Below are 11472 nucleotides of genomic sequence, written 5' to 3'. Positions count from 1 at the left end.
GTCCTTGGCGTGTTCGCCCCGGAGGTTCATCGACGTGATCAAGCCCGACAATCCCAACTCGGAATTCGAGTTCGGCGGAATCAACCATGTGGCCCTGGTGTGCGCGGACATGGCGCGCACGGTCGACTTCTACACCAACGTGCTCGGGATGCCCCTGATCAAGTCGTTGGATCTGCCCGGCGACATGGGCCAGCACTTCTTCTTCGACGCGGGGAACGGGGATTGCATCGCGTTCTTCTGGTTCCGTGACGCCCCCGACGGCGTGCCGGGGATCTCGGCGCCGGCCGCCATCCCCGGCATCGGCGAATTCGTCAGCGCCACCGGCTCGCTCAATCACATTGCCTTACACGTGCCCGCCGAGAAATTCGACGAGTACCGGCAGAAACTCAAGGCCAAGGGCGTTCGCGTCGGCCCCGTGCTCAACCACGACGACAGCCCGATGCAGGCGTCGGCCACTGTGCACCCCGGCGTCTACGTGCGGTCGTTCTACTTCCTCGATCCCGACGGCATCACCCTGGAATTCGCGTGCTGGACCAAGGAATTCACCGACAACGACGCACAGACTCCGCCGAAGACGGCGGCCGACCGACGGCCGCCGGTAACCGCAGGGCACTGATCGGGCGTTGGCGCCGGCTCGCTCGGCCCGCCTCGCCATTGTCACGCTAGCGTGGCTGTCGAGCCCGGTAGCCACTCCAGCGTGACAGTGGAGATGTCGTGACAGTGGAGATGTGTGGCACCGAGAACACGTGGCGGGGCGGGCGTCAGGACTTGGTGGCGACGACGAAATACCCGCGGGGCACCCCGGGAACGTCCAGTGGCACCGCGGGGGCGAACCACCGGCCCCACTTGTTCCCCGGTTCGGCCACGTCGGTGACGACGGCCGACCAGCCCCATCGCTCACACAACTGTTGCGGGGCGTCGGTGCCGAACAACCACGGCGCCCCACTGCGCTGCATCTGCTCACGCACCGCAGCCAGTATTCCGTCCGGAGTTCCCGGCCAGGCGCTCTGCGAACGGGTCGTCGAAAAGCCGGTCGGTGCGACGGGTTTCCTCGGTGCGGATGGCCGCCACCAGGACGCCGGTATCGGCCACTGCCTGACCTGCAGACTGTGCGGAGTTGGTCATGTCGCCATCATGCGACGCATCAGGTCCCCGGTTGGTGCATGCCGGCCACCGCGTCGAGCATCGAGCGCAGCTGGTTGATGAGTTGTTCCGGGGATAGTGAGACCTCGCCGGACAGCCAGGCGCTGATCGTCTGTGTCACTCCGCCGACCGCGAAATAGGAAGTGGCTTTGAGATAGTCGTTGGCCGGCAGCTGCAGGGCGTCGCCGGCGTGCTGGCCGAGCAGCGTGGCAAACAGCGCCACGGATTCGACGCGTTTGCGGGTCAGTACCTCGTTGGACAGTTTGACGCTGAACAGGAGTCGGCCGATCCGCGGATCCTTGGCGATCAGGTGCACGATGTTGGTCATGCCGGCCACGGTCTGGTCGGCCAGGGGGACCGCGTCGACGGCGGCCTGTGTCGAGGTGGCGATATCGGCGATCACCCAGTCGTAGACCGCGCCGACGAAGTCGTCTTTGTCTGCGAAGCTCTCGTAGAAATACCGTGCTGCCAGCCCGGCGGTGCGGCACACGGCGCGCACCGTCACCTCGGCGTCGTCGGCGCCCAACAGGTCCAGCCCCGCCTCCAGCAGCTGGCTGCGCCGCTGCGCGACACGGTCGGCGGCTTCGATGCCGCGGTATGGGCGGACCTGCTTCATTCCCACATCTTGACACCCGTCAGGCTGGCAGGCCAATATCAGGAATCACACGTTCTCAGTTTTAGAAGGGGTGACCATGACGGTCAGTGAACCGATCCCGCACGTCGAACGGGCAATGAACGACCCGTCGCGTCCCGGGGCTGCGCCCAAGCGCCGCCGGCGGGCCGCCAGCTTCGACGACGGGTTGATGGGTGTCGCGCTGCTGGCCGGTCCGGCGAACGTGATCATGCAGCTGGCGAACCCGGGTGTCGGGTATGGCGTGGTGGAGAGTCGCGTCGACAGCGGACGCACCGACCTGCACCCGATCAAGCGGGCCAGGACCACCTTCACCTACCTGGCCGTGGCCACCCGCGGCTCCGATGCCCAGAAAGCGGCCTACCGACGTGCCGTGAACAAGGCCCACGCGCAGGTGTATTCCACCGAGGACAGCCCGGTGAAATACAACGCGTTCGACAAGAATCTGCAGCTGTGGGTGGCCGCCTGCCTCTACAAGGGAGGGGTCGACGTGTTCCGGATGTTCGTCGGAGAGTTGGACGACGAGACCGCCGACCGCCACTACCGCGACAGCGTCACGATGGGCACCACCCTGCAAGTGCCCGAGGAGATGTGGCCGGCCGACCGGGCCGCGTTCGACCGGTACTGGGAAGAGTCGCTCGAGAAACTGCACATCGACGACACCGTGCGCGGCTACCTGTACCCGATCGCCGCGGGCCGCCCCAAGAACCCGAAGCTGCCCCGCTTCGTGCAGCGCCGGCTCGACGCGGTTGCCCTGCTGATCACCACCGGGTTCCTGCCGCAGCGGTTCCGCGACGAGATGCACCTGCCGTGGGATGCCAAGAGCCAGAAGCGGTTCGATCAGCTGATCGCGGTGCTGCGCACGATCAACGACCTGCTGCCCTCGGTCTTGCGGCAGTTCCCGTTCAATGTGCTGCTCAAGGACCTCGACTGGCGCATCCGCACCGGGCGTCCATTGGTGTAGCTGCCAGGTTCGCGGCGTACCCTCGCGCGGGTGAGCACCGGACGAACAGACAATGACAACTGGGACATCACCACGAGCGTCGGTTCGACGGCGTTATTCGTAGCCGCATCAAGGGCATTGGAGGCACAGAAGGAAGATCCGCTCGCCGTTGACCAGTATGCCGAGGTGTTCTGCCGCAGGGTCGGGGGTGAGTGGACTGCTGCGGTGGAGGGCACCGATCCCGAGCATCCGCTGCAGACCGAGTTCGGCGAGAGCTTCGTGACCTTCCAAGGTGCTCGCACGAAGTACTTCGACGAGTACTTCACCCGTGCCATCGACGCCGGGGTCAAGCAAGTGGTGCTGTTGGCGGCGGGCCTGGACTCGCGGGCCTACCGGCTACCTTGGGCCGACGGCACAGTTGTGTATGAGTTGGATCAGCCCCAGGTGCTCGAGTTCAAGCGCGAGACCATCGACGGCCTCGACGACGCACCAAGAGCTGAGCGCCGCGAGGTGGCGATCGATCTGCGCGACGACTGGCCGCGCGCGCTGCAGGACAGCGGCTTCGACCCGGCGCGGCCGTCAGGCTGGATCGCCGAGGGACTGTTGATCTACCTGCCTGCCACAGCACAGGAACAGCTGTTTGCTGGAATCGACGCACTGGCCGCACCGGGCAGCTTTGTCGGCATCGAGGAGGCGGAGCCGATGCCGGATGATGCTTTCGAGGCCAAGCGCGCGGAAGCGGCGGCCTCCGATGAAGAGAACGCCTTCTTCACGCTCGTGTACAACCAGCAACACGAGCCTGCGCAGCGGTGGTTCGGGTCGCGGGGCTGGGACGCGGTGGCGACGCCGCTGCACCGGTATCTGGTCGACGTCGGTCGCCCGGTACCCGCTCCCGACTCCGAAGCCGGCCTGATGACAGGAACTATCACCTTGGTCTCTGCGACAAAAAGGTGAGGCAGTTCACGACCTAGTGCGAGTACGTGCCTCTCGACACTTAAGTTATGCAATGCTAACTTCAGCAAAAGTTAGCTTAGCCATACATAAGGGAGAGATTCGGGGGCTTAGTGGCTCCCGTGCACGCATATGGGTAGTGACACGCTTGCGGCTCCAACACAGGGAGCGCCCCGGCTCGATCGCGATGTGATCAGCCGCTTCGCCACATGTTGTCGTGCGCTGGGCTTGACGGTGAACGACCGGCAACGGCCGGCCGACGCCGACGCAGCCCGGACCGGCTTCGCCGGTCTGACACGTATCGCGCATGACCACTGTGACGCCTGGACCGGCCTGGCCGCCGCGGGCGATGTGTCCGGACCGGTCATCGACGCGGTATGGCGCACCCGGGGTAGCGCCGGGCTCCTGCAGCGGGAGATCGAGCTCGCCGCCGGCGACCTCGGCTTCACCTATGACAGTGGCCTGTACCTGCAGTTCCGCGCCAGCGAGGTGGACGACTTCCAGCTGGCCTACGCGGCGCGCCGGGCTGCCGAGGGGCAGCTCGCCGAGGCCGACGCATTGGTGGGCGAGCTGCTCGCCCGCCGTCCCGGATGGCTCAACGCCACGTGGCTGCGGGTGGCGCTCAACCACCAAGCCCAGCGTTGGAACGACGTGGTGCGGCTGCTCACCCCGGTCGTCACCAACCCGTCGCTCGACGAGGTCAGCGCCCACGCCGCGCGGACCACCCTGGGCATCGCGCTGGCGCGGCTCGGCATGTTGGCCCCCGCGCTGTCCTACCTGGAGGACCCCTCCGGCCCGGTCGCGGTGGCCGCGCTCGACGGCGCCCTGGCCAAGGCGCTGACCTTGCGCGCGCAGGGCGAGGACGAGGACGCCAACGAAGTGCTGCAGGATCTGTTCGCCGCGCACCCGGAGAACAAGCAGGTTGAAGAGGCCCTGCTGGACACGACTTTCGGGCTGCTGATCACCAACGCCGCACGCATCGATGCCCGCACCGATCCGTGGGATCCCGAGACCGAACCGTCGGAGTCCGACTTCGTCGATCCGGGCGCCAAGGAGCGCAAGGCGCACCTGCTCGTCGAGGCCGAGGCCGAGCTCGCCGAGTTCATCGGCCTGGAAGAAGTGAAGTTCCAGGTGGCCCGGCTCAAGAGCTCGGTGGCCATGTCGATCCGCCGTCAGGAGCGCGGGCTGGCCGTGGCCCAGCGCACCAATCACCTGGTGTTCGCCGGCCCTCCCGGTACGGGTAAGACGACCATCGCCCGCGTGGTCGCCAAGATCTATTGCGGCTTGGGGCTTCTCAAGAAGGAGACGGTCCGCGAAGTGCACCGTGCCGATCTGATCGGCCAGCACATCGGTGAGACCGAAGCCAAGACCAACGCGATCATCGACAGCGCGCTCGACGGTGTGCTGTTCCTCGACGAGGCGTACGCGCTGGTGTCCACCGGTGCCAAGAACGACTTCGGTCTGGTCGCCATCGACACGCTGCTTGCGCGCATGGAGAACGACCGTGACCGGCTCGTGGTGATCGTCGCGGGTTACCGCAAGGACCTCGACATGTTCCTGGACACCAACGAGGGTCTGCGCTCCCGCTTCACGCGCAGCATCGACTTTCCGTCGTACTCGTCGTCCGAACTCGTCGAGATCGCCGAGCGGATGGCCGAGAAGCGGGACAGCACCTTCGAGAAGGCCGCCCACGACGAGATGGAGAAGCTGTTCGGCCACCTGGCCGAGGCCACCACGCCCGACGCCGCCGGCGTGCCGCGGCGCAGCCTCGACATCGCCGGTAACGGCCGCTTCGTCCGCAACCTGGTGGAGCGTTCCGAGGAGGAACGCGAGTACCGCCTTGATCATTCCGACCAGGACGACTTCACCGACGAGGAGATGATGACGATCACCGCCGGTGACGTGAACAATTCGGCCGCCCCGCTGCTGCGCGGGCTGGGATTGACGGTGCCCGCATGACCGCACCCGATCCGGACCGGCGCTCATTCGCGTCCCGCACGCCGTCCAACGAGAACCCCGACCAGGTGTCCTACCGGCGCGGCTTTGTCACCAAGAACCAGGTCACGGGCTGGCGATTCGTGCAGCGTCGTATCGCCTCCGGTGTGGCACTGCACGACACCCGGATGTTGGTCGACCCGCTGCGCACGCAGAGCCGTGCGGTGCTGACCGGCGCATTGATCCTGATCACCGGCCTGGTCGGCTGTTTCCTGTTCTCGTTGTTCCGCCCGGGCGGTACAGCCGGCAACGACACCGTGCTGGCCGACCGATCCACCGCGGCGTTGTACGTGCGCGTGGGTGAACAGCTTCATCCCGTGCTCAACCTGACGTCGGCACGGCTGATCACGGGCAAGGCGGACAACCCGACCACCGTCAAGACCAGCGAGATCGACAAGTACCCGCGAGGCAACCTGCTCGGCATTCCAGGCGCGCCGGAGCGGATGGTGCAGAACGCCAGTTCTGCCGCGGATTGGACTGTCTGCGACAGCAATTCGGGTTCGTCCGCCGGCGTGACGCTGATCGCCGGAACGCTTGGCTCCGGTGAGGAGCGGGCATTGCCGATCACTGCGGGTCAGGCGGTGCTCGTGCACCACAGTGGTGGTCCCTTCCCGGGTGACTGGTTGCTGTGGGACGGCAAGCGCAGCCCGATCGACCTGAACAACCGCGCGGTCACCGATGCGCTCGGTTTCGGTGCCGAGATCCCGGCTCCGCGCCCGATCGCGGCCGGCCTGTTCAATGCGATTCCCGAGGCTCCCGCGCTGACCGCTCCGGCCATCGCCGGCGCGGGGGCTCCCGCACAGTTCGAGTTGTCGACGCCGGTCCCGGTCGGTGCGGTGGTCTCGGCCGCCGAGGCCGACAACACCGTCCGCTACTACGCGGTGCTGCCCGACGGCCTGCAGCCGATCTCTCCGGTGCTCGCGTCGATCATGCGCAACACCGATTCCTTTGGGCTGCAACAGCCGCCGCGACTCGGAGCTGATGAGGTCGCCCGCACGCCGGTGGCCCACGGGATCGACACCGCTGCCTATCCGACGAGGCCCTTCGAACTGGTTTCCGACTCGGCGGCCCCGGTGACCTGCGCGCAGTGGAGCAAGCCCGCCGGCGCGACCGAGAGTCGGTTGAGCCTGCTCTCCGGTGCGGCCCTCCCGATCCCCAATGGGCAACACAGCGTCGACCTGGTCGGCGCGGGCGCCAACGGTGCCGCCACTCGTGTCGCGATGGAGCCCGGAACCGGGTACCTGGTGCAGACCGTGGGTGCCGAGCCCGGATCGCCGGTCGCCGGCTCGCATTTCTGGGTGAGCGACACCGGCGTGCGCTATGGCATCGACACCAACGGTGACGACAAAACCCTTGCCGCGCTTGGACTCACCGCGCCGGCCCTGCCCATTCCGTGGTCGATTCTGACGCAGTTCGCTGCCGGTCCGACCCTGTCCCGTGGCGACGCCCTGACCGCACACGATGCGCTGTCGTCCAACGCCAATGCTGCTCGCCTGGAGGCAACGCGATGAGTAGGTTGATCTTCGAGCACCAGCGTCGGCTGGCTCCGCCGACCACCCGCAAGGGCACCATCACCATCGAGCCGCCACCTCAGTTGGAACGGATGGTCCCGCCGTCACTGCTGCGCCGGGTACTGCCCTACCTGATCGTCATCCTGATCGTGGGCATGATCGTCGCGTTGTTCGCCACCGGTATGCGGATGATCTCGCCGACCATGCTGTTCTTCCCGTTCGTGCTGCTGCTGGCCGCCACCGCCCTCTACCGCGGCGGCAACAAGATGCGCACCGAGGAGGTCGACGCCGAGCGCGCCGACTACCTGCGCTACCTGTCGGTGGTCCGCGACAATGTCCGTGCCCATGCCGCCGAGCAGCGTGCGGCGCTGGAGTGGTCGCACCCGGAGCCCGAGGCCCTGGCCGTCATTCCGGGCACCCGTCGGCAGTGGGAGCGCGACCCGCGTGACCGTGACTTCCTGGTGCTGCGCGCGGGGTTGCACGACGTGCCGCTGGATGCGGCGCTGAAGGTCAAGGACACCGCCGACGAGATCGACCTGGAGCCGGTGTCGCACACCACCCTTCGTGGCCTGCTCGACGTACAGCGCACCGTGCGCGACGCCCCCACCGGCATCGACGTCACCAAGCTGGCCCGAATCACTGTGATCGGTGAGGCCGAGGAAGTCCGCGGCGCACTGCGGGCCTGGATTGCCCAAGCCGTCACCTGGCACGACCCGACCATGCTCGGGGTGGCGCTGGCCTCGCCCGACGTCGATGCCGACACCTGGTCGTGGCTCAAGTGGCTTCCGCACGTGGATATTCCGTCTCAGGCTGACGGCGTCGGTCCGGCCCGGTATCTGACCAGCGGTGTCACCGAGCTTCGCGGACAACTCGATTCGGCGCTGGCCGGCCGGCCGGCCTTCCCGGCGGCGGCCGACCAGGCGCTCAAGCACATGCTGGTCGTGCTCGACGATCCCGAAGCCGACCCCGACGACATCGCACGCAAACCGGGTCTGACCGGGGTCACCGTGATCCACCGCAGCGACAAGCTGCCCAACCGTGAGCAGTACCCCGACCCCGAGCGGCCCATCCTGCGGGTCACCGAGGGCCGGATCGAGCGGTGGCAGAGCAGCGGTTGGCAGCCGTATGTCGCTCACGCCGACGCGATGTCGGCCGCCGCGGCCGCCCACATCGCGCGTCGGTTGTCGCGCTGGGACTCCAACCCCGGCTACGTGCGGTCGACCGCCACCGGTGGCGCCACCTTCACGACACTGCTCGACATCCCAGATGCCTCGGCATTGGACGTTGCCGACCTGTGGGCTCCGCGTAACCGCGACGATGAACTGCGCGTACCGATCGGTGTCACCGCTACCGGTGAGCCGCTGTACTTCGACCTCAAGGACGAGGCCGAGGGCGGTATGGGCCCGCATGGCTTGATGATCGGTATGACCGGCTCGGGCAAGTCGCAGACCTTGATGTCGATCCTGTTGTCGCTGTTGACCACTCACTCCGCTGATCGGCTCATCGTGATCTACGCTGACTTCAAAGGCGAGGCCGGTGCCGACATCTTCCGCAACTTCCCGCAGGTGGTCGCGGTCATCTCGAACATGGCCGAGAAGCGGTCGCTGGCCGACCGGTTCGCCGACACCTTGCGCGGTGAGGTGGCCCGTCGCGAGCACATGTTGAAGGAGGCCGGCCGCCGGATACAGGGCAGTGCCTTCAACTCGGTCACCGAGTACGAGGCTGCCAGGGAGTCGGGGGTGGCCGGGGCCGCTGACCTTCCCCCGATGCCGACGCTGTTCGTGGTCGCCGACGAGTTCACTCTCATGCTCGCCGAGCATCCCGAGTACGCGGATCTGTTCGATTACGTTGCCCGCAAGGGACGCTCGTTCCGGATTCACATCCTGTTCGCGTCGCAAACCCTGGACGTGGGCCGGATCAAGGACATCGACAAGAACACGTCGTACCGGATCGGCCTGAAGGTGGCCAGCCCGAGCATCTCCCGTCAGATCATCGGGGTCGAGGACGCCTATCACATCGAGTCGGGTCGTGAGCACAAGGGCGAAGGCTTCCTGGTGCCTGCCCCGGGTGCGGTGCCGATCAAGTTCCGCAGCACCTATGTCGACGGTATCTACGATCCGCCGCGCGCCGAGAAGTCGATCGTGGTGCGGGCGCTGCCGCAACCGCAGCTGTTCACCGCCTCGCGGGTCGAGCCCGAACCCGATACTGTCATCGTCACGAACGAGCCAGAAGTCGACGTAGCGCCGCCGCGCAAGCTGATCGCCACCATCGGCGACCAGTTGGCGACCTACGGCCCGCAGGCGCCCAAGCTGTGGCTGCCGCCGCTGGACAACGCCATCGCACTGGACGACGTGCTGGCCGCCACCGACATCGAACCTGGCCAACTGCGTTGGCCGCTGGGCGAAATCGACAAGCCGTTCGAGATGCGCCGCGACGCTCTGGTGTACGACGCGAACTCGTCGGCCGCCAACGTGCTGATCCATGGTGGTCCGCGATCGGGCAAGTCGACCGCGCTGCAGACGTTCGTGCTGTCGGCGGCCGCACTGCACTCGCCGAACGAGGTGAGCTTCTACTGCCTGGATTACGGCGGCGGACAGCTGGCCGGCCTGGCCGATCTGGCCCACGTCGGCAGTGTGGCCACCCCGCTGGAGCCCGAGCGCATCCGCCGCACCTTCGGTGAGCTCGAGCAGCTGCTGCAGGCCCGTCAGCGGCAGGGCGCGGTGAGCCGGATGGGTAGCTCCACCGGAAGATATGAAGACGGTTACGGCAACGTCTTTTTGGTGATCGACAACCTGTACGCGTTCAGCCGGGACAACACCGACACGTTCAATACGCGTAACCCGTTGCTGGCCAAGGTGACCGAGCTGGCCAACAGCGGTCTGGCCTACGGCATCCACGTCGTCATCACCACGCCGAACTGGCTGGAGGTGCCGCTGGCGATGCGCGACGGTCTGGGCCTGCGGCTGGAACTCAAGCTGCACGACAGCCACGACAGCATCGTGCGCGTCGCGGGCGCGCTGCGCCGACCGGCCGAATCGGTACCGGCCGATCAGCCCGGCCGGGGTCTGACCATGGCCGCCGAGCACTTCCTGTTCGCCGAGCCGCAGTTGAGCGACATCGGTGTCATCAACGCTCGCTACCCGGGGCAGAGCGCACCTCCGGTGCGTTTGCTGCCCACCGCGTTGGCTCCGGCGGCGCTGGCGCCGCTGTACCCGGCGCCCGAGCAGGTGGTCATCGGCCAGCGCGAAGAGGACCTGGCACCGGTCGTGATCGACTTCAAGACCAACCCGCTGCTGGCGGTGTTCGGCGATACCCGGTCGGGCAAGACGACGCTGCTGCGGCACATCATCCGGACCATCCGCGAGAACTCGCGGCCGGACGAGGTGGCCTTCACCGTCATCGACCGGAGGCTGCATCTGGTGGAGGAACCGTTGTTCCCGGACAACGAGTACACCGCCAACATCGACCGCGTGCTGCCGGCGATGCTGGGCCTGTCGGCCCTCATCGAGAAGCGCCGTCCGCCGGCCGGTTTGAGCCCGCAAGAGCTCAGTGCCTGGAACCAGCGGACCGGGACCGACGGCCACATCCACTACCTGATCATCGACGACGTCGACCAGATCCCCGACGGACCCTCGGTCAGTGGGCCGTTCGCGGGGCAGCGGCCGTGGACCAACATCGTGAATCTGCTGGCCGAGGCAGCTGATCTGGGTCTGCGCGTGATCGTGACGGCCCGGGCCACCGGATCGGCGCACGCCGTGATGACGGCGCCGCTGCTGCGTCGTCTCAACGATCTACAAGCGACCACGTTGATGCTGTCGGGCAATCCCGCCGACAGCGGCAAGCTCCGCGGGCACCGGTTCGCCCGGTTCCCGGCGGGACGCGGCATGTTGCTCGGCGACGGCGACGCGCCCGAGTTCGTCCAGCTCGTCAACCCACTCATCGATGACACGGCGCTGTCCGTGAACAACGGGAGAAAGGAATTCTGATGACATTGCGGGTAGTTCCGGAAGGATTGACCGCCGCGAGCGCGGCCGTCGAAGCGCTCACCGCGCGTCTGGCCGCCGCCCATGCAGCGGCCGCCCCCGTCGTCTCGGCAGTGATCCCCCCAGCAGCGGACGCGGTGTCACTGCAGACCGCGACCGGGTTCAGCACGCACGGCGCCCAGCACTCTGTGCTGGCCGCCCAGGGTGTCGAAGAGCTCGGCCGCTCGGGCGTCGGTGTCGGGGAGTCCGGCGCCAGCTACATCACCGGTGACGCGATGGCAGCGTCGTCCTACATGATCGCGCGCGGCCTCTGAC

At 67.0% G+C, this 11472-nt stretch carries 9 protein-coding genes and 1 pseudogene; 7 read left to right on the top strand and 3 right to left on the bottom strand.

The genetic code is table 11. The features are described 5' to 3' along the window. Positions 1-34: 34 nt before the first annotated feature. Entirely contained in the window at positions 35-616 is a 582-nt protein-coding gene (locus tag E0T84_RS26470; RefSeq protein ID WP_070189510.1) for a VOC family protein, read from the top strand. A 145-nt stretch (positions 617-761) separates the two neighbouring features. On the opposite strand, the pseudogene E0T84_RS32465 reads toward E0T84_RS26470, so the two are convergent. The 3 genes and pseudogenes from E0T84_RS32465 to E0T84_RS26460 all read right to left on the bottom strand — a co-directional run. Continuing rightward, positions 762-977, bottom strand: a pseudogene (locus E0T84_RS32465) (SAM-dependent methyltransferase); the annotation flags it as partial. After that, entirely contained in the window at positions 961-1125 is a 165-nt protein-coding gene (locus tag E0T84_RS32460; RefSeq protein WP_234998632.1) for a hypothetical protein, read from the bottom strand. The pseudogene E0T84_RS32465 and the gene E0T84_RS32460, both read right to left, overlap by 17 nt. Positions 1126-1144: 19 nt before the next feature. Next, complete coding sequence (locus tag E0T84_RS26460; RefSeq protein ID WP_070189512.1) at positions 1145-1759, bottom strand: TetR/AcrR family transcriptional regulator; 615 nt, start codon at positions 1757-1759, stop codon at positions 1145-1147. A 76-nt stretch (positions 1760-1835) separates the two neighbouring features. Between E0T84_RS26460 and E0T84_RS26455 the strand changes: the two genes are divergently transcribed. The 6 genes from E0T84_RS26455 to E0T84_RS26430 all read left to right on the top strand — a co-directional run bounded on the left by E0T84_RS26455 (position 1836) and on the right by E0T84_RS26430 (position 11471). Continuing rightward, a complete protein-coding gene (locus E0T84_RS26455; RefSeq protein WP_070189513.1) occupies positions 1836-2738 on the top strand; it encodes an oxygenase MpaB family protein in 903 nt (300 codons plus the stop codon). 30 nt (positions 2739-2768) lie between these two features. Next, complete coding sequence (locus tag E0T84_RS26450) at positions 2769-3671, top strand: class I SAM-dependent methyltransferase (protein WP_070189514.1); 903 nt, start codon at positions 2769-2771, stop codon at positions 3669-3671. A gap of 186 nt (positions 3672-3857) precedes the next feature. Further along, on the top strand, positions 3858-5627 hold the full coding sequence (eccA, locus tag E0T84_RS26445) for a type VII secretion AAA-ATPase EccA (RefSeq protein WP_138745965.1): 1770 nt from the start codon (positions 3858-3860) through the stop codon (positions 5625-5627). Continuing rightward, positions 5624-7174 (top strand): type VII secretion protein EccB, encoded by a 1551-nt coding sequence (eccB, locus tag E0T84_RS26440; protein WP_138745964.1) that lies wholly within the window; start codon positions 5624-5626, stop codon positions 7172-7174. The genes eccA and eccB overlap by 4 nt, the downstream gene beginning before the upstream one ends. Beyond that, positions 7171-11160, top strand: a complete 3990-nt coding sequence (gene eccCa / locus E0T84_RS26435) for a type VII secretion protein EccCa (protein ID WP_138745963.1) — start codon at positions 7171-7173, stop codon at positions 11158-11160. The genes eccB and eccCa overlap by 4 nt, the downstream gene beginning before the upstream one ends. Further along, entirely contained in the window at positions 11160-11471 is a 312-nt protein-coding gene (locus E0T84_RS26430) for a PE family protein (protein ID WP_138745962.1), read from the top strand. Before eccCa ends, E0T84_RS26430 begins: the two co-directional genes overlap by 1 nt. The last annotated feature ends 1 nt before the right edge of the window (position 11472 follow it).

Source organism: Mycobacterium sp. DBP42, assembly GCF_005924235.1.
GTDB lineage: Bacteria > Actinomycetota > Actinomycetes > Mycobacteriales > Mycobacteriaceae > Mycobacterium > Mycobacterium syngnathidarum.
Note: the sequence above shows the minus strand (reverse complement) of the source record. Positions and strands in the feature narration are given on the sequence as shown.